The sequence below is a fragment of the Lysinibacillus telephonicus genome, assembly GCF_039654155.1.
Lineage (GTDB): Bacteria > Bacillota > Bacilli > Bacillales_A > Planococcaceae > Ureibacillus > Ureibacillus telephonicus.
Genome location: NZ_CP155468.1, coordinates 3,594,303 through 3,613,038, shown reverse-complemented (window position 1 = coordinate 3,613,038; position 18,736 = coordinate 3,594,303). Strand labels below are relative to the sequence as shown.

The following is an 18,736-nucleotide window of genomic DNA, read 5'->3' as shown; positions in this document are numbered from 1 at the left end:
GGTTATTTGTGAAAATTACAAAGTTATCAAACTCAATTTCCTTAAAAAGACAACTTGAAGGTGGAAATGAAGAACAATTAAAAACAGTACGCCAAGTTCTCCAAGATGTTCGTGAAAATGGAGACATGGCAGTACGTAAATATAGTGAGATGTGGGATGGAATCTCTCTGGATGATTTTCTTGTTACGCAAGAAGAAATCGATGAAGCTGTTGCTAATTTTGATGAGCAGTTAAAACAGGATTTGCAAGAAGCAGCAGATAATATTCGCTTCTATCATGAAGCACAAAAAAGAGAGGGCTATAAACTATCATTACCTGATGGCTCCTGGTTAGCGCAGCGGATTATTCCGCTTGATGCAGTAGGTTTATATGTACCAGGGGGATCAGCAGCCTATCCATCTTCCGTTTTAATGAATGTAATCCCTGCACAAGTGGCAGGTGTGGAACGGATTGTCATTACTTCTCCAGCTGGCAAGGATGGTAAATTACCGGCAGCGGTACTCGTTGCAGCTTCGATTTTAGGCATTACAGAAATTTATAAAGTTGGCGGCGCACAGGCAATCGCTGCCTTAGCATACGGAACTGAAACAATTGCACCAGTTGATAAAATTACAGGGCCAGGTAATATTTTTGTGGCTCTAGCAAAACGAGAAGTTTTTGGTGAAGTGGCAATTGATATGATTGCGGGACCAAGTGAAATTGCTGTATTGGCAGATGACACTGCTTTTGCAGATGAGGTTGCAGCGGATCTTTTATCGCAGGCAGAACATGATGCGTTAGCATGTGCTGTATTGGTGACAACAAGTGAGCGATTTGCAAAAGAAGTCGCAGACCAAGTTGAACAACAATTACGTGAGCTTCCTCGTGAAGCAATTGCGCGTAAAGCGATTGAAAACTTCGGTCAAATTTATATCGCTGATACGATGGAGCAAGCAATTGAAGCAATTAATTCTCTAGCTCCTGAACATTTGGAGGTTGTTACAGCAAATGCTGAGGAGGATTCATTAAAAATCCGCCATGCGGGTGCGATATTTATCGGTCGTTATAGTTCTGAACCGGTAGGAGATTATTTTGCAGGTACAAACCATGTATTACCTACAAATAGTACTGCACGCTTTGCTAGTGGATTAAACGTAGATGACTTTATTAAAAGATCAAATATTGTTTATTATAGCGAGAAAACATGGGAAGAAAATGCACCAAAAATTGCGCGTCTTGCAAGAATGGAAGGACTTGAAGGGCATGCACGTGCAGTAGAATCTCGTGGTTGGACTAAGGGAGATGAATAAGTTGGCTGAACAAAAACAACGCTTTGCTAAAATAGAACGTAATACGAATGAAACGAAAATTTCCGTAGAATTAGACTTGGATGGTGAAGGGATTGCAGAAGTAAATACTGGTGTTCCTTTTATGGACCATATGCTTGATTTATTTATTAAACATGGTTTGTTTAATGGGAAGATCGTTGCTGATGGCGATACACATATAGATGATCACCATACTACTGAAGATATTGGAATTGTTTTAGGTCAGGTTATTCGAGAAGCGCTTGGCGATAAAAAAGGAATTAAACGTTATGGCAATGCTTTTGTTCCAATGGATGATGCTTTAGCACAGGTAGTTATTGACTGCTCTAATCGTCCACATCTAGAGTACCGAGTGGAACCTGAATTAAAACAAAAGGTTGGTACATTTGATACGGAGCTTGTTCATGAGTTTTTATGGAAACTTGCTTTAGAAGCACGAATGAACGTGCATGTCATTGTTCCTTATGGTCATAATACGCATCACATTATTGAAGCTATATTTAAAGCACTTGCTCGTGCAATAGATGATGCGGTACAAATTGATCCACGTGTAAAAGGCGTACCGTCAACGAAAGGGTTGTTGACATGAAAATAGGTGTTATTGATTACGGAATGGGTAATTTATTCAGTGTTGAACAGGCATTAAAACGTTTGGACTGCGAAGTGGTAGTATCATCAGATGCAACAGCCTTAGCCGCAGCAGATGCTTTAATTTTACCGGGGGTTGGTGCCTTTCCAGATGCAATGAAACGTTTATCTGAAACAGGACTAGAGCAATTTATCCGAGGTCAAGTTGATGCCAAAAAGCCTTTACTAGGTATTTGCTTAGGAATGCAATTGCTTTTTGAAGAAAGTGAAGAAGTTACTCCAACAAAAGGTTTCAGTTTTTTCAAAGGAACGATTACACGTTTCACGGGAATCTCACAATCTGGCGAGCAATATCGTGTTCCACATATGGGATGGAATACTTTGCAGTTCAATTCAATTCCTACATGGCTGGAAAATGCACAACTTCCTGAAAGTAAATTTGTGTATTTTGTACATTCATTTTATGGAGTGAATATTGATAAAGAACAGCTAGTAGCAAGCGCTGATTATTTTGGTGTTGAAGTGCCTGGAGTAGTGCAGGCTGGAAATGTAACGGGTATGCAGTTCCACCCTGAAAAATCAGGAGACTTTGGTGTGTTCTTGCTTGAACAATGGTTAAAAGGTGTGGGGGTGCTTACATGCTAACAAAACGTATCATTCCTTGCCTTGATGTAAAGGATGGCCGTGTAGTTAAAGGAATTCAATTCGTTGAACTGCGTGATGCTGGTGATCCGGTTGAACTGGCAAAGTTTTACGATGAACAAGGTGCAGATGAATTAGTATTTTTAGATATTTCAGCATCTCATGAAGGCCGTGAAACAATGGTGGATGTAGTAAGAAAAACTGCATCTTCGTTGGCAATTCCATTTACAGTTGGTGGTGGAATTCGTACATTAGAAGACATGAAGAGAATTCTGAGAGCTGGTGCAGATAAAGTATCAGTCAACACTTCTGCATTAGAGCGACCTGAGCTTATTAAAGAAGGCTCCGATTTCTTTGGTGCACAATGTATCGTTGTAGCTATCGATGCTAGATACAGCGAGGAAGATGGTACTTGGATGGTTTATACCCATGGAGGACGTAATAAAACAGAATGGCAGGCAGTTGAGTGGGCCAAAGAAGCGGTGCGACTAGGTGCTGGAGAAATCCTTTTAACGAGTATGAATCAGGACGGCGAGAAATCAGGTTTTGATTTGGCTTTAACGAAGGCAGTTCGAGATGCTGTAACAGTCCCTGTCATTGCAAGCGGCGGTGCAGGAAATGCTGAACACTTTTTACAAGTACTGCAAGATGTCGATGCAGATGCAGCTCTTGCAGCATCTATTTTCCATTATAAAGAAACAAGCGTAGCCGAAGTGAAAGCAACTTTGCGCGAAAAAGGAGTTTGTGTCAGATGATTGAAGGCTTAAAATTTGATGAAAAAGGTTTAATTACAGCGGTTGTACAAGATGCACAATCAAAAGAGGTATTAACAGTTGCCTATATGAATGAGGAATCCTTGCAAAAAACGCTTGAAACTGGCGAAACATGGTTTTATTCCCGTTCAAGAAACGAGCTTTGGCATAAAGGTGAAACGAGCGGCAATACGCAGAAAGTAATTTCAATTAAAGCAGATTGCGATAAAGACGCGTTAGTAGTTGAAGTGCTGCCTGCTGGACCAGCATGCCACAATGGGACTACTTCTTGTTTTACTGAAACAGTATTAGAAAACGATAGAGTTGGTTCAGTTGAAATTATCCCACAATTAGCAGAAATCATTCGCAAGCGTGAAGTAGATATGCCTGAGGGTGCATATACTACATACTTATTTGAAAAAGGGATCGATAAAATTTGCAAAAAAGTAGGAGAAGAAGCTACTGAAGTTGTAATCGGTGCAAAAAATCGAGATGCGGAAGAAGTAAAATGGGAAGCCGCTGATTTAATCTATCACCTATTAGTATTATTGCAGGAACAAAAGATTAATATTTATGACGTACTAGCTGTGCTTAAAACTCGCCACGAAGAAAAAAGAGCAAGCACAAAAAAATAAAATCGATTCGTGGTGCGAAGCTAAACTAATGACGTTGTATATAAATATGTTATAATAAACCTAATTGTCTAAAGGAACGTAGCAATACGTTCCTTTAACTTTGTTAAAAGGTTACTTTAACAAATAGAGTTAGGCTTTGGAGGATTTATTTTGGGAAATCAACGTCAAAAAGAGAAATTAAATAATGTCGTTTCGTTTATTCCAAACGGAGATTATTATTTCAATAAAGCGCTTAAAGCAATGGATAAAGACCAGATGGATAAAGCGTATAAATATATGAAAAGGGCTGCAGAATTAAGTCCAGATGATGCACACGTTTTAATGCAATTTGGCATTTTAGAAATGGAAGCTCAAAACTTTGAAAAGGCTTATGAATTGATACACACTGCATACAGTCTAGATCCAAGCGAGCCTGAGCATGTGTTTTTTCTAGCTGAAATTTCAGGCTGTATCGGCATGATAAGGGATGCTCAAAAGTTTGCAGAAATGTATTTGCAAATGGAGCCGGATGGTATGTATGCCTTGGAAGCAGAAGAAATTTTAGAGTACTTTCAGTATGAAGAGAATGAAATAGAACAATTTGACGAAGACGATTCGGAAAAACTAATCGCCCAAGAAAAAGCACGCCGCTTTATGGAAAATAGCCAATTTCATAATGCTATTGAAGTATTAGAACAACTAATTGAACGCTATCCGGACTTATGGGCAGCTTACAATAATTTATCATTAGCATATTTTTATGTTGGAGATACAGAGCAGGCAAAAGCTTTGCTAAATAATGTGCTGCGGGAAAACCACGGCAATCTCCATGCAATTTGCAATCTAGCAGTCATTGCATATTATGAAAAAAATGATGAAGAGCTTGCAACGCTTTTAGAAATGCTGAAAAAAATCAATCCGTATGATTGGGAAAATCGCTATAAGCTCGGTGCAACTTTAGCATTAGTTGGTCAATATGAGTTAGCATATAAATGGCTTCAAAGTATGAAAAAGCGCGGCTATCAAGGAGATTCAGGATTTTACTTTTGGTTAGCTCAATCTGCTTACTTTTCAGGTCGGGTAGAAGAAGGAAAAGCAGTATGGAAGTTGTTAGTTGAAATCGATCCAGCTAAGGATGGTTTTGAACCTTGGCTTCACTTAAAAGAAGAAACAAACAGTGATTCATTAGAGCATAATCGTGAGTTTATCATCGAAAAAATAAGCAGCAAATATAGTACTCATCGGATGCTTGGTTTCTTCCTTTTAAGCAAATCCATTTATAAACAAGAAATAATCGCACATCCTAAACTAATAGATCTTGCAAAATATAGTGGCATTGAAAAGCTTTGTCTTGCGTACGCACTACAGCATGATTTCAATAAAGAAAATGAAATCGAAAAATATTTTATGAGATCAATGGAAGTTGCAGAAGAATTATTTACTAGCTGTTCAACAGTGACATCAGAAATTCAATATTTATTTCAAATGTGGTTTGTCCTTAGTGAACGAGCTTTAAAAAATGGCTACAAGTTTAAAAATGTAAAAGCATTGGCTGCTTCGGTAGAGTATATGTTTTATTCAACAATTAATAGTAAAAACATAACGAAAAAACAATATGCTGAAAAGTACGGCATTTCAGTTTCAACGTTAACAAAGTATGTAGAACAATTAATAGAGTTTTTGCCATTTGACTAAGAAAAGTGGAAGCATCCTTTAGCTAACATAAGACAATTTATTTGAAGTTCCTGAAGCAATGCAATAGGATAATATATACAAAAGTTATTATTAAATTTGAAGTTTAGCTAGCCTATTAGCTTTTTACCTGAGGAGGCAATATCATGTCTGAAAAAATTTATGACGTAGTAATTATCGGAGCAGGTCCAGCAGGGATGACAGCTGCAGTTTATGCATCACGTGCAAACCTATCTACAATAATGATAGAACGTGGTATACCTGGTGGACAAATGGCAAATACAGAAGAGGTAGAAAACTACCCAGGATTTGAAACAATTTTAGGGCCTGAGCTTTCTACAAAAATGTTTGAACATGCCAAAAAATTTGGTGCAGAATATGCTTATGGCGACGTATCTGAAATTATTGATGGTGAAGAATATAAAATTATTAAAGCTGGAGCTAAAGAATATAAAACACGTTCAATTATTATTACAACAGGGGCAGAGTACAAAAAGATGGGTGTTCCTGGAGAAAAAGAACTTGGTGGACGTGGAGTAAGTTATTGTGCGGTATGTGATGGCGCATTCTTTAAACAAAAGAATTTAGTTGTTGTAGGTGGAGGCGACTCAGCGGTTGAAGAAGGAGTTTACTTAACACGTTTTGCTGACAAAGTAACGATTGTTCACCGTCGCGATAAACTACGTGCACAAAAAATTCTTCAAGACCGTGCTTTTGCAAATGAGAAAATTGATTTTATTTGGAATCACACAGTAAAACAAATTAATGAAAAAGATGGTAAAGTTGGCAGTGTAACACTTGTATCAACTGTTGATGGCAGCGAGCAAGAATTTGCAGCTGATGGTGTATTCGTTTATATCGGAATGGTGCCTTTAACACAGCCTTTCAAAGATTTAGGCATTGTAAATGAGCATGGTTATATCGTAACAAACGATAAAATGGAAACATCAGTAAAAGGAATTTTTGCAGCAGGAGACGTTCGCGAGAAAATGTTACGCCAAATTGTAACTGCTACAGGCGATGGAAGTATTGCAGCTCAATCAGTGCAAAGCTATGTTGAAGAGTTAAAAGAAAAAATTAATCAATAATTATTATGGAAAATTATTGATATATTGATTTAATTATCCTGTAACTTTATTGCAATATTAAAAAGGTATACTTTGGGTATAAACTCAAACCCCCATTTTTTGAATTATTTTGGTTGTTTCCAATTTTTAATGGAAGCAACCTTTTTTTGGCGGAAACTAAGTGAATGTGTATGCATAGCATAACTTCGGAACTAACTAACTTCCGTCGTCCATGCTAAAGCATGATTTAATTTCCATGCACAATTATGAATGTGTATGATTTTCATTATTCTTAGTTTTCAAACGTATTATTTTGTAAGATTGACATTTTAAAAGGTATAATAATGATTAGGGAGTAACGAAGATTTGAGGTGTGTGTAATGCAACGGATAGCAAATTTACTAGCAATTCAAGATGGGCAAGTTTTACTTCTCCAAAAGCCAAGAAGAGGTTGGTATGTTGCTCCAGGAGGAAAAATGGAAAGCGGTGAATCCATTTATGAAGCAGCGTTAAGGGAATTTCATGAAGAAACAAACGTTAAACCAAAGAATATCCATTTAAAAGGCGTCTATACAATGGTTATAAAAGATGGAGAAGAAAAAGTTGATGAATGGATGCTATTCACGTTTGTTGCCCATGGAGTAGAGGGAGAGCCATTTAAACAGACAAGAGAAGGTGTATTAGAATGGCATCCTTTGGAAAGCTTGCATGAACTTCCAATGGCTGAAGGAGATCGAAGAAATTTATTGTTTGCTGCATTAAAAGAAGGCATACAATATGGTACATTTGAGTATACAAAAGATTTTGTACTACTAAATGAAAAAATACAAACGTCGAGTGAACTTAAATAGAGGAGATGGTCGTCATGGGTAATAGTGAAATCTATTCACATGAGATAGTCATTATTACAGGCATGTCAGGAGCAGGCAAAACTGTTGCAGTTCAAAGTTTTGAAGATTTAGGGTATTATTGCATCGATAACTTACCTCCTGCTTTACTTACTACATTTTTAGCGCTAATGAAGGAGTCAGAACGAAATATTACACGCATTGCAGCCGTGATGGATATGCGTGGTGGAGAGTTTTTCGATTCACTAATAGATGCACTAGATTTGTTAGAGAAGGAAGCATATATTAATACACGAGTATTATTTTTAGATGCAAATAATGAAACCCTCGTTCGACGTTATAAGGAATCACGAAGATCCCATCCTTTAGCACCGCAAGGATTACCCCTAGAAGGCATTCAAAAAGAGAGAGAAATGCTTGCTGAGTTAAAGGGGCGAGCAAAATTTGTTTATAACACATCACAAATGAAGCCTAGAGAACTGAGGGAACGAATTGGCAACGAATTTTCAAATTCAAACAGTCCAAAGTTTTCAATTAATGTAATGTCTTTTGGCTATAAGAATGGAATTCCTATTGATGCTGATCTAGTGTTTGATGTTCGTTTCTTAAAAAATCCATATTATGTGGAGGAGCTGCGTCATAAAACGGGTTTGCAAACAGAAGTATCTTCTTATGTACTAGCATCTGAGGAAACAAATGAATTAATAGCAAAGCTGACAGATTTATTTAAATTTATGATTCCACAATATATAAGTGAAGGAAAATCACAACTTGTAATCGCATTTGGCTGTACAGGTGGACAGCATAGATCTGTTACGTTGGCAGAATACTTTGGAAAGCTCTTTAGTGACAGATACAAAACAGCAATTACGCATCGAGATATCAATCGCAGAAAGGATTGAAGTAATGAAAAATAAAAAGACGAGTATCGTAGTCATCGGAGGAGGTACAGGACTATCTACGATGTTGCGCGGATTAAAAAACTATCCGTTTGACATAACTGCAATTGTAACAGTTGCAGATGATGGTGGGTCTTCTGGACGTCTTCGAGATGACTACGATATCCCGCCGCCGGGTGACATACGGAATGTGATTGCTGCACTTTCCGATACAGAACCTTTAGTCGAGCAGATGTTTCAATATCGTTTTTCACAATCTGTTGACTTAGGTGGGCATTCGTTAGGAAATTTAATGCTAACTGCTTTAACTGACATCACTGGAGATTTTAGTCATGCGATTGCAGAAATGAGCAAAGTACTTAAAGTTCATGGTAAAGTAATTCCCGCAGCAAATAAAAAAATCACATTACATGCTGAATTAATCGATGGCACAATCATTGAAGGCGAATCAAAAATTCCAAAATCCCATCTTCCACTAAAGCGTGTATTTTTAGTTCCAAATAATGTGAAACCGCTTCCCGAAGCAATACGAGCTATTAGAAAAGCAGATTTCATATTAGTGGGGCCAGGAAGCCTCTATACGAGCATTATTCCAAATTTATTAGTGAAAGAAATTGGAGATGCTTTAGTGAATGCTAAAGGACGAAGAATTTATATTTGTAATCTGATGACGCAAAAAGGAGAAACAATTCATTATCGTGCGACAGATCATGTCCAAGCAATTTATGACCATGTAGGAAAGCCATGTTTAGATGCCATTTTAGTAAATGACATTGAACTGCCTTTGCCAATAAAAGAAAACTATAAAGAAGAAAATGCAGAGCCTGTCATGTTTGATATTGAAAAATTGGAAAGCATGGGGCTAGAGGTAATTAAAAAAGAAATTGCTACAATCCAATCTGGTGTAGTAAGACATGAGTCGAATAAAATAGCGCAATGGCTATGTGATTATGCCTCCAGCTACAACATAAAACAAACAAAGCTCTAGATACGAATAGTATGTTATGATTATCTTCATACATATTTGAGAGGGGGGGAAGAGATGTCATTTGCTTCCGAAACTAAAAAAGAATTAACGCAAATAGAAGCCGATGAAAGCTGTTTAAAGGCTGAAGTATCTGCCCTAATCCGCATGAACGGGACACTATCATTTACAAATCGGCAGTTAAGCTTAGATGTGCAAACAGAAAATGCTGCTATTGCAAGAAGGCTATATACAATAATAAAAAAGCTATATTCATACAATGTTGAACTATTAGTTCGAAAAAAAATGCGTTTAAAGAAAAATAATGTATACATTTGCCGTGTTCGTGAAGGTGCCCGTGAATTATTAACAGATTTAGATATTTTGTCAGAAGATTTCCAGTTGAATCATTCGCTATCCAATTCTTTATTAGCTAATAAAAATCAAAAACGGGCTTATTTACGTGGTGCGTTTTTAGCAGGTGGCTCTGTTAACAACCCTGAAACGTCTTCATATCATCTAGAGATTTACTCATTATATAAAGAACATAGTGAAGCACTTGTAGATTTAATGAACAAGTTTAACTTAAATGCAAAAACTATAGAGCGCAAAAAGGGATTTATTACGTATTTAAAAGAAGCTGAAAAAATTTCTGATTTTTTAGGAATGGTTGGCGCATTCCAGGCAATGTTAAAATTTGAGGATGTACGAATTGTCCGAGATATGCGAAATAGTGTGAATCGAATTGTGAACTGTGAAACAGCTAATTTAAACAAAACAATTGGTGCTGCTATACGGCAAGTCGAAAATATTCGGTTTATTGAAAATACAATCGGCCTTGATCAGTTACCTGAAAAACTGCGTGAAATCGCTAGACTTCGTGTAGAATATCAGGACGTAACATTAAAAGAACTAGGTGAAATGGTGTCGACTGGAGCTGTAAGTAAATCAGGCGTCAACCACCGATTGCGTAAAATTGATGAAATTGCAGAAGCTTTAAGACGCGGTGAAACAATAAAGTAGTATTTTTGTCAAAAAATTGTAGGAATCTAACATTGTTCTTTTCATACAATTTAGATAAGATAAAAATATAGTGATGAACGGTGTGAAAGGGAGTATCGTAAAATGGTTGAAACCAATGTGGAAGTAAAATTAAAATCAGGTTTGCAAGCAAGACAAGCGGCGCTTTTTGTTCAAGAAGCAAATCGCTATAAGTCTGAAGTGTATTTACAAAAAGATGAGAAAAAAGTAAATGCTAAATCTATCATGGGTATTATGAGCTTAGCTATAGCAAGAGGAACATCAGTGACACTTATTGCTGACGGCAAAGATGAAAATGAAGCACTAGATGGATTAATTAAGCTTATTCAAAAAGAAGAATAGGCAGAGCTTTGTAAACGCTCGCAGTAAGGGTCCGTCTAAAAAGGCAGTTTGGACTGCCCCTTGTGCCGAGGATAGGCATGTTTTGGTGTAACCATCATAAAAAGCAAATATTATACTTAGATTAAAGCAAAGGGCTTGTTCAGAAAATAGTTTCTGGGCGGCTCTTTCTTATTTAAGAAGCAAAACCAATATTAGTGAATAAATATATAATAACCGTACAAAAAATTAAGCCCATACAAAAAAGCACAATCCAGCTTTTAAAGCTGAATTGTACTCTTTTTAGAATGAGCTGATATAGGTATTAAGCTTTCTCGTTACTACGTGTAATAATACCGTCGATTAAACCATATTCTTTCGCTTGTTCTGCAGTCATGAAATTGTCACGGTCAGTATCTTGTGCAATTTTTTCTAAAGGTTGGCCAGTACGCTCAGATAAAATTTTATTTAATTTATCGCGTAAGAATAAAATGCGTTTCGCAGCAATTTCAATTTCAGTTGCTTGACCTTGAGCGCCTCCAAGTGGTTGGTGAATCATAACCTCTGCATTTGGTAATGCATAACGCTTACCTGGTTCACCAGCAGCTAGTAAAAATGCACCCATTGATGCTGCCATACCGATACAAATTGTTGATACTTTAGGTTTAATAAATTGCATTGTATCGAAAATCGCCATGCCAGCAGTAATTGATCCACCAGGTGAATTGATATATAGTGAAATATCTTTATCTGGATCTTCAGCTGCTAAGAATAACAATTGCGCTACGATTGAGTTCGCAACATTGTCATCAATAGCACTACCAAGTAAAATAATGCGGTCTTTTAATAAACGAGAATAAATGTCATAAGCACGTTCGCCGCGATTTGTTTGTTCAATAACTGTAGGAATTAAATTCATTATTAAATCCTCCTTATTAAAGGTTAATTTGTTTACATAATGCTGAAGTAATCTTCAGCTGTAACAATATCATACACAGAATAGTCAAGGAAGGTCAAATATAAACTCTGAGGATGAGAAAATATTATTCACTACCTATTGTATGGATAAAAAAGAAATAATCACCACGTTAAATAAATAATAATTGGAAACGACTTTTACTTTACAGTTGAATTATGATACAGACATTTGTATAATAGTAAAGTCGTCATTTGAACAAAATGATGTTTAAAATATTTCCTTGTTTAATGTGTAAACCTATTTATAAGTGTCCTCGTGGTGTAATGGATAACACAGAAGATTCCGGTTCTTCCGCTGGGGGTTCGATTCCCTCCGAGGGCGCCATTTTACTGTTTAAGATACCTATATATAATATGAGAAAACCGTGCAAACATTGAGTATCAACGTTTGTGCGGTATTTTAACGTTTTAGTGCATGTTCGAGGTAACGATAATAAAACGACGCTCAAATACTATACATTTTCTCTCTATTCGTAATGAATGTGATTATTTAGAGCTGTGCTATTGGAAAACATACTGTACACTAAATGCTTCATGAGTTTGATGAAGATTTTGGAATCTAAGTTCTTTAATGCCGAGTTTGTTTAAGTTTCGGTTTAATTGTTTATTAACTGCAATATTACTTACCACTTTAACTTTTCCATCTAACTTGAAAATTAAACCATTTTTTTCAACTTCATATTCATTTAGTTTTTTACTTCCTTCATACGTTAATGTATTTTTCAGTTTCTTTTTAATGGGCACAGAGCTACTAATTTAGGCTTTTCTTGTATAGTCTATTAAGATATAACAGTACTATTATTAAAGAGCGTGCTACCTTTAAAATACGGATAAATAGATTACTATACACGACTTAACTTGAATGTTTTTTAATTAACAGGATTCACATGAGCAGGGAAGGGGAAAAATTGAAGTTTCTAGATATTAACAAATAACTAGTTTATTAAATATTTTTCAAAAAAACTATTCAAAACGGTTGATTATTTCCTTGAAAGCTAGTACATTAGTTAATGTTGTGATTTATAACGAATGATAAGTTTTTATTAGTGCTACATATCAAGCCATCAAATTATTGATTTGTAGCTGTTTTTCGTTTGTTACAATATGCCCTATAAGGGCGCCATTTTACTGTTTCAAATAAATAATATAAAAGCTAGACCTTGCTGAAGTTTATTAGTTTAGCAGCCTAATAAACTTCAGGGGGAATGAAAAATATGGGGTAAAATGCAATTACTGTACCAATTCATTTTACCCTTAATTCATTCTCTTTAAACTATCATTACCTATCATTTCATATAAAATTTTTATGAGTAACGATACATTGTATAATTTTAGTTTGAGGTTTGAATGATAAACGGGTATCCCAAAGTGAACTTTGGAATACCTTTTTTATTTTGAAATAGATGACATGAAAATGGGTTCTATAATAAATGTTGGGGTTTTTAAACAATTTCTAAAATAAAAATGCACAACATCACCTATTTTACTATACTTGAATTGACGAGAAACAAGTAGTAAAGGTGAGTTGTGCAATATGAATTTTAACATGCATTTACCAGGATTAAAAGGAGTAAACCTTGAGGAAATTGTTGAACAAGAAAATAGAATTTTAGTGTATATTTCAATACCCATAAAAGAACACATTTGTCCAGCATGTGGTGAAAAGACGTCGAAAGTACATGACTATCGAATGCGTAAGATTGGGCATCTTCCAATGTGGGGACGTTCAACGCAATTGATGTATAAATGCCGCCGTTATCGTTGTATTTGTGGGAAGCGATTTGCCGAAAAGGCCCCATTTGTTGAGCGTTACCAGCGTTTTTCTAAGGAAACAAATCAAGCCATGATTATTCAATCGGTTAAATCAAAAACATTTAAAGATGCTGCAATGATACTCAGTACATCCATTTCAACGATACTACGTAGATTCAATAAACAGACAAAAGCAGCGTTACCAGAAGGGTTTCGTTTACCAAAGGCGATTGCCATTGATGAATATAAAGCAGATACAGATGCCGGGGAATATCAGCTAATTATAGCAAATGCGGAAACACATGAACCAATTGATATTTTGCCGAATCGGCGACTACAAACGATAAAAACATATTTACAAAAATATGGACAAGATGTAGAAATTGTTGTGATGGACATGAATGGAAGCTTTAAAGCAGCTGTCCATCAAGCATTAGCAAAGCCAATCATTGTAGCGGATCGATTCCATTATTGTCGTTATATTCATTGGGCTTTAGATGACGTCAGAAGGAAAGTTCAAAAAGAAATGCATGCTTATGATCGCAAAAAATGTAAACGTATGCGATTTGTTTTACATAAAAACTCTGCAAAATTAACAGAAGATGAGCGTTGGTATTTAAACCGTTATCTTGGATTATCACCTGAATTAAAAAAAGCCTATGAGTTAAAAGAAGCGTATAAAAAGTGGTTTACACAAGCTAAGGAAGAGAAGAATATTCAAAAGGTGAAGGAAGGTTTAGAAGCGTTTTACCGCAAGGTAGAAGAGGCAAACATTCCATCTTTTATAAAACGTATTCAAACGATAAAAAACTGGCAGGTAGAAATCTTAAATAGCTTTGTCTTTAACTATTCAAACGGGTTTTTAGAAGGTATTAACAATAAATCAAAAGTGCTCAAGCGAAATGCTTATGGCTTCCGCAAATATGAGCACTTTAAAGCAAAAATATTATTAGGTCACATGTATAGAAAAATAGGGTTGTATGTTGGGTGAGGGAGCGAAGCGAGCCGCGACCTACCCATACATTCCTTCCTCGCTACGCTTCGGAAGAAATGTATGGGCAGGAAAAGTTAATCTTATACTCAAATTCTCTTGTTCTCTCAAGTGTTACCCCAACATTTGACAAAGGACCTGAAAATGTAACAAGAGAATTAGATTTCCTCTTATACTGATTATTTTGAAAAAATAAAAAGTTATATTTATAAATTTTTTCAATAGTTAAAAAGCCCAACAATTCCTTATGTTTCGACTTTTTTCTCCATCTTTGATTGTATAAAATGACTATAATTTTTCATATTTATTATTCTTTTATTGAATTTTGTATTGTATAAAAATTTCGAAATTTATATAATGTAAAATATCATATAGTTGTTTTCAATAATCAGACAATTGTTGTTGGAAATAATAAATTACTTAATAGGGGGTTTCAATATTGAAAAAAATTAAATTCTTATCAATGTTTATGATTTTTGCAGCAGTATCTATTATTCTTGCGGCTTGTGGTACAAGTGGCTCGGAATCTGAAACATCTTCTGGTTCAACAGGTTCAGAAGGCGGAGATGAAATTACTAAATTAGTAGTGGGTACAGAGGCTACATACGCACCATTTGAATATATGGACGACAAGGGAAATGTTGTTGGGCTTGATGTTGATATTCTTAATGCTATTGGAAATGAAATTGGTGTTGAATTTGAAGTTCGTAATGTTGGCTGGGAGCCGGTATTCCAACAAGTAACAAATGGTGAAATTGATATGGGGGCTTCAGCGATTACGATTACAGATGAACGTAAAGAAACTTATGATTTTACAGATCCATATTATGAAGCTACTCAATTAATAATCGTAAAAGAAGGTTCAGATATTAAATCATTAGCTGATTTAGCAGATAAAAAGGTTGCAGTTCAAATTAACACAACAGGACATATGGCAGCACAAGATTTACAAGGTCAAACAAGTACAAATATTATGGCTTATGAAAACCTTCCAATCGCTATTCAAGAAGTAGTAAATGGTACAGCTGAAGCGGCTATTGGTGATAACGCAGTAGTCCTTCAATACATTAAAAACAATCCAGAACAAAAATTAGTTTCTATTGAAGATGATAGCTTCGAAAGTGAATACTATGGATTTATGGTGAAAAAAGGAAATACAGAAGTGCTTGATAAATTGAACGAAGGACTTCAAAAAATTAAAGATAATGGCAAGCTAGCAGAAATTACAGGTCAAGAAATCGAATAATAATTGGGGGTGTTTCAGATGGACTTCTTAGATTTACGCTGGGACATTATCTGGAACTACCGTGAGTTATTTTTACGTGGTATCTGGGTAACGATCGTATTAACAGTTTGCGGTTATATCGGCGGTATCATATTAGGTATTTTAGTAGGGCTTGGTGAAACCTCTAAAAGAAAATGGATTTATTGGCCTTGTAAAATCTATGTTGACTTATTCCGTGGTACGCCAATGCTTGTACAAATTTTGATTATTCATTTAGCATTTATTCCCGCGGTTTTCGGTCAATCATTTGGATTTATGGTTTCAGGTATAACAGCACTTATTTTAAACAGTGGTGCATATAACGCAGAAATTATTCGCGCCGGAGTTCAGTCAATCGATAAAGGGCAAATGGAAGCAGCTCGTTCCCTTGGTTTAACACAGGGCCAGGCTATGCGAAAAATTATTTTGCCGCAAGCATTCCGTCGTATGATTCCTCCATTAGGGAATGAATTTATCGCATTATTAAAAGATTCTTCACTTGTTACTGTTATTGCTGCCAACGACATTTTATATGCTGCAAAAGTAGTTGCAGGTGCATACCAACGTTTCTGGGAACCATACTTAGTAGCAGCGATACTGTACTTAATATTAACTTACCTCGTAACGAAGGTAGTTGCATTTGTTGAAAAGAGATTTAGCAATGACTACAATCCGCGAAGAAAACGAGAAGGGCGGGTTGAAGCATGATAAAAGTAGAAAATTTACACAAATATTTTGATAAGCTTGAAGTATTAAAAGGAATTGACTACGAAGTTCATGAAAAAGAGGTTGTCTGTGTTATTGGTCCTTCTGGGTCAGGTAAAAGTACATTTTTAAGATGTATCAATTTACTAGAAGAAATAACAGATGGTGCAGTATATATTAACGGAGTCAAAGTTAATGATTCGTCAACAAATATTAATGATATTCGTACAGAAGTTGGGATGGTATTTCAGCAATTTAATCTTTTCCCGCATATGACGGTGATTGATAATATTACGATGGCGCCTATGCTTATTCGAAAAATGTCAAAGCCAGATGCAGAGAAGTTGGCACTGGAGTTGCTTGATAAAGTAGGGCTTCGCGAAAAAGCACATAATTATCCGCAGCAATTATCAGGTGGTCAACAACAACGTGTAGCCATCGCACGTGCCCTTGCTATGAAGCCAAAAGTTATGTTATTTGATGAACCAACCTCTGCCCTAGATCCTGAAATGGTAAATGAAGTTTTAGATGTAATGAAACAGCTGGCATTTGAAGGAATGACAATGGTAGTTGTAACCCATGAAATGGGCTTTGCACGAGAGGTTGCGGACCGAGTTGTATTCATGGACGGCGGTTACATTGTGGAAGAAGGAAAACCGGCCGAAATATTCAGTAATCCTAAAAATGAACGTACAAAAGCATTTTTAGGAAAAGTATTATAAAAGTAAAATCCATTTGATGGTTTGACTAGCCATCAAATGGATTTTTTAATGTACTAAAAAAGTAGAGAGGCTTCCGCTTTTCTAGCTCCAGCTACGGCGGCTTGGCTCTCGTGTCGCTTCAGCTTCCTTCTGCGCGTGCAAGCACGCTTGGCGGAAGGCTTCCAGCGCAAGTCGAGCCAGAACAGCCGCCTCCGCTTTTCTGAATGTCTAGCTCCAGCGCCCAGCCCCTCGAGGTCGCTTCGGTCCCTCGGTCGAAAGCGGGCTTTCGATTCGGGCCATCCGCCGCACACTGATGTGCAAGTGCCGACAATGCCACACGATGTGGCGCTTTTGTCGGCCAGCGCATGTCGGGGCTAACCAGGGCGCCTCCGCTTTTCTTATTGTCCAGCTACGGCGGCTTGGCTCTCGTGTCGCTTCAGCTTCCTTCTGCGCGTGCAAGCACGCTTGGCGGAAGCTTCCAGCGCAAGTCGAGCCAGAACTAGCCGCCTCCGCTTTTCTTATTAGTTAGGCATATCTTTTGCTTTGTCAGCTTGTCCGTACATATTTAACATTGCTTGCATATCTTGAGGTGAAAGCTGTGGAACTTGGTAGTATCCATTTTTGTTTTGATATAGCGATAATTCGTATGCCATTTCAATACAGTTTTGAATAGAATCTTGTAATACACGTCTTACTACAGGGTTTGTTGACTCAAGTGCAGCTGTTGTTTTACCTGTAGCACCCATTTTGTGGCAGCTTAACAAGAAGCCAGAGATAATAGCGTCGTTAATTTCATTTGCTGATTGCATTGGTTTTTTAGGCTGACCTGGTGTTAAACCATATTTAGTATCGTTGCCCATTTGCATTTTGTATGAACCTGTTGGGTGGCTTGGATCTTGTCCAGTTTTAAAACATTCAGCAGTGATGTTATACTCATCAAGCATAAATGCGTATTGTCTGTCCAAAATATTAAGAAGTTCTTGGTCTTGTACATGTGGACGTAAGAAAATAAATGTATTCATTGCACCGATCGATGCGCTAAGAACTTCATGAACATCTAAAATTTCATGTGCACCATGGTTCGTCGAAAGAGGCATATTACCTTGCATAGCTTGAGATTCAAATTGATTTTCCATTAATTACACTCCTCCTAGATTTTAATGTACAAAAACGTACAGCATTAGTTTGCGTAACTTAAATTTGATTATTCATCACTTTTTTGCGATGCTAATTTAAAATACCTTTTATTTTTATAGAAGGTTAAAAACTTAAGAAAAATCGAATAAGAATTTAAGTTTCATTTTAATTTGGAGGAGTTTGAAATGAAAGTACAATTTTATAGTAGACCGGATTGTCCGTTATGTGTTGAAGGACTATCAGTATTAAAGCTTGTTCAAGAAGATGTAGAATTTGAAATTGAAGTTATTAATATAGAAGATGATGATCAAATACACGAAAAATATATGCTAATGATTCCCGTAGTTGAAAGGGAAGGAAAAGTAATCCAATATGGGAATTTGGATTATGTTACTTTGTTGGAAGCACTTCAGTAATTTTACGTACATTTATAGTGATGAATTTGTGAGTCCTCATCAAGAAAGTAAGCAAGACTC

At 36.4% G+C, this 18,736-nt stretch carries 20 protein-coding genes and 1 tRNA gene; 18 read left to right on the top strand and 3 right to left on the bottom strand.

Annotated elements, in window-relative coordinates; all coding sequences use genetic code 11:
* Positions 1-8: 8 nt before the first annotated feature.
* The 12 genes from hisD to MKY04_RS17460 all read left to right on the top strand — a co-directional run bounded on the left by hisD (position 9) and on the right by MKY04_RS17460 (position 10,756).
* Positions 9-1,289 (top strand): histidinol dehydrogenase, encoded by a 1,281-nt coding sequence (gene hisD / locus MKY04_RS17515; protein ID WP_126295152.1) that lies wholly within the window; start codon positions 9-11, stop codon positions 1,287-1,289.
* A 1-nt stretch (position 1,290) separates the two neighbouring features.
* A complete protein-coding gene (gene hisB / locus MKY04_RS17510; RefSeq protein WP_246020388.1) occupies positions 1,291-1,896 on the top strand; it encodes an imidazoleglycerol-phosphate dehydratase HisB in 606 nt (201 codons plus the stop codon).
* Entirely contained in the window at positions 1,893-2,540 is a 648-nt protein-coding gene (hisH, locus tag MKY04_RS17505) for an imidazole glycerol phosphate synthase subunit HisH (RefSeq protein ID WP_126295151.1), read from the top strand. Before hisB ends, hisH begins: the two co-directional genes overlap by 4 nt.
* Positions 2,534-3,292, top strand: coding sequence for an imidazole glycerol phosphate synthase subunit HisF (hisF, locus tag MKY04_RS17500; protein ID WP_346234842.1), 759 nt, complete (start codon positions 2,534-2,536; stop codon positions 3,290-3,292). The genes hisH and hisF overlap by 7 nt, the downstream gene beginning before the upstream one ends.
* Complete coding sequence (gene hisIE / locus MKY04_RS17495; RefSeq protein WP_126295149.1) at positions 3,289-3,924, top strand: bifunctional phosphoribosyl-AMP cyclohydrolase/phosphoribosyl-ATP diphosphatase HisIE; 636 nt, start codon at positions 3,289-3,291, stop codon at positions 3,922-3,924. Before hisF ends, hisIE begins: the two co-directional genes overlap by 4 nt.
* Before the next feature lie 150 nt (positions 3,925-4,074).
* Positions 4,075-5,598 (top strand): tetratricopeptide repeat protein, encoded by a 1,524-nt coding sequence (locus tag MKY04_RS17490; RefSeq protein ID WP_126295148.1) that lies wholly within the window; start codon positions 4,075-4,077, stop codon positions 5,596-5,598.
* A gap of 140 nt (positions 5,599-5,738) precedes the next feature.
* Complete coding sequence (gene trxB / locus MKY04_RS17485) at positions 5,739-6,683, top strand: thioredoxin-disulfide reductase (protein WP_126295147.1); 945 nt, start codon at positions 5,739-5,741, stop codon at positions 6,681-6,683.
* Positions 6,684-7,042: 359 nt separating this feature from the next.
* Positions 7,043-7,513, top strand: coding sequence for an NUDIX domain-containing protein (locus MKY04_RS17480; protein WP_126295146.1), 471 nt, complete (start codon positions 7,043-7,045; stop codon positions 7,511-7,513).
* A 5-nt stretch (positions 7,514-7,518) separates the two neighbouring features.
* Positions 7,519-8,412: an RNase adapter RapZ gene (rapZ, locus tag MKY04_RS17475; protein WP_400195018.1), complete on the top strand. Its 894-nt coding sequence runs from the start codon at positions 7,519-7,521 to the stop codon at positions 8,410-8,412.
* A gap of 4 nt (positions 8,413-8,416) precedes the next feature.
* On the top strand, positions 8,417-9,397 hold the full coding sequence (locus MKY04_RS17470; RefSeq protein WP_126295163.1) for a gluconeogenesis factor YvcK family protein: 981 nt from the start codon (positions 8,417-8,419) through the stop codon (positions 9,395-9,397).
* A 54-nt stretch (positions 9,398-9,451) separates the two neighbouring features.
* Positions 9,452-10,396, top strand: a complete 945-nt coding sequence (gene whiA, locus MKY04_RS17465) for a DNA-binding protein WhiA (RefSeq protein ID WP_126295144.1) — start codon at positions 9,452-9,454, stop codon at positions 10,394-10,396.
* Positions 10,397-10,498: 102 nt separating this feature from the next.
* Complete coding sequence (locus MKY04_RS17460) at positions 10,499-10,756, top strand: HPr family phosphocarrier protein (protein WP_126295143.1); 258 nt, start codon at positions 10,499-10,501, stop codon at positions 10,754-10,756.
* Positions 10,757-11,057: 301 nt separating this feature from the next.
* Here the strand turns inward: MKY04_RS17460 and clpP are convergent, their stop codons facing one another.
* Positions 11,058-11,651 (bottom strand): ATP-dependent Clp endopeptidase proteolytic subunit ClpP, encoded by a 594-nt coding sequence (clpP, locus tag MKY04_RS17455; RefSeq protein ID WP_126295142.1) that lies wholly within the window; start codon positions 11,649-11,651, stop codon positions 11,058-11,060.
* Positions 11,652-11,960: 309 nt separating this feature from the next.
* Between clpP and MKY04_RS17450 the strand changes: the two genes are divergently transcribed.
* Positions 11,961-12,035, top strand: a tRNA-Arg gene (locus MKY04_RS17450).
* 176 nt (positions 12,036-12,211) lie between these two features.
* Here MKY04_RS17450 and MKY04_RS17445 read toward each other — a convergent pair.
* Positions 12,212-12,454: a hypothetical protein gene (locus tag MKY04_RS17445; protein ID WP_126295141.1), complete on the bottom strand. Its 243-nt coding sequence runs from the start codon at positions 12,452-12,454 to the stop codon at positions 12,212-12,214.
* Positions 12,455-13,244: 790 nt separating this feature from the next.
* On the opposite strand from MKY04_RS17445, the gene MKY04_RS17440 reads away from it, so the two are divergent.
* The 4 genes from MKY04_RS17440 to MKY04_RS17425 all read left to right on the top strand — a co-directional run bounded on the left by MKY04_RS17440 (position 13,245) and on the right by MKY04_RS17425 (position 17,144).
* Positions 13,245-14,453 carry an ISL3 family transposase gene (locus tag MKY04_RS17440; protein ID WP_346234717.1) on the top strand — a complete coding sequence of 403 codons (1,209 nt, stop codon included), beginning with the start codon at positions 13,245-13,247 and terminating at the stop codon, positions 14,451-14,453.
* 439 nt (positions 14,454-14,892) lie between these two features.
* On the top strand, positions 14,893-15,699 hold the full coding sequence (locus tag MKY04_RS17435) for a basic amino acid ABC transporter substrate-binding protein (protein ID WP_246020386.1): 807 nt from the start codon (positions 14,893-14,895) through the stop codon (positions 15,697-15,699).
* An 18-nt stretch (positions 15,700-15,717) separates the two neighbouring features.
* Positions 15,718-16,425, top strand: a complete 708-nt coding sequence (locus MKY04_RS17430; RefSeq protein ID WP_126295140.1) for an amino acid ABC transporter permease — start codon at positions 15,718-15,720, stop codon at positions 16,423-16,425.
* Positions 16,422-17,144 (top strand): amino acid ABC transporter ATP-binding protein, encoded by a 723-nt coding sequence (locus MKY04_RS17425; RefSeq protein ID WP_126295139.1) that lies wholly within the window; start codon positions 16,422-16,424, stop codon positions 17,142-17,144. The genes MKY04_RS17430 and MKY04_RS17425 overlap by 4 nt, the downstream gene beginning before the upstream one ends.
* Before the next feature lie 500 nt (positions 17,145-17,644).
* Here MKY04_RS17425 and MKY04_RS17420 read toward each other — a convergent pair whose 3' ends face one another.
* Positions 17,645-18,259 carry a spore coat protein gene (locus MKY04_RS17420; protein WP_126295138.1) on the bottom strand — a complete coding sequence of 205 codons (615 nt, stop codon included), beginning with the start codon at positions 18,257-18,259 and terminating at the stop codon, positions 17,645-17,647.
* Between the two features lie 186 nt (positions 18,260-18,445).
* Between MKY04_RS17420 and MKY04_RS17415 the strand changes: the two genes are divergently transcribed.
* Positions 18,446-18,676, top strand: a complete 231-nt coding sequence (locus tag MKY04_RS17415) for a glutaredoxin family protein (RefSeq protein ID WP_126295137.1) — start codon at positions 18,446-18,448, stop codon at positions 18,674-18,676.
* Positions 18,677-18,736: the final 60 nt, after the last annotated feature.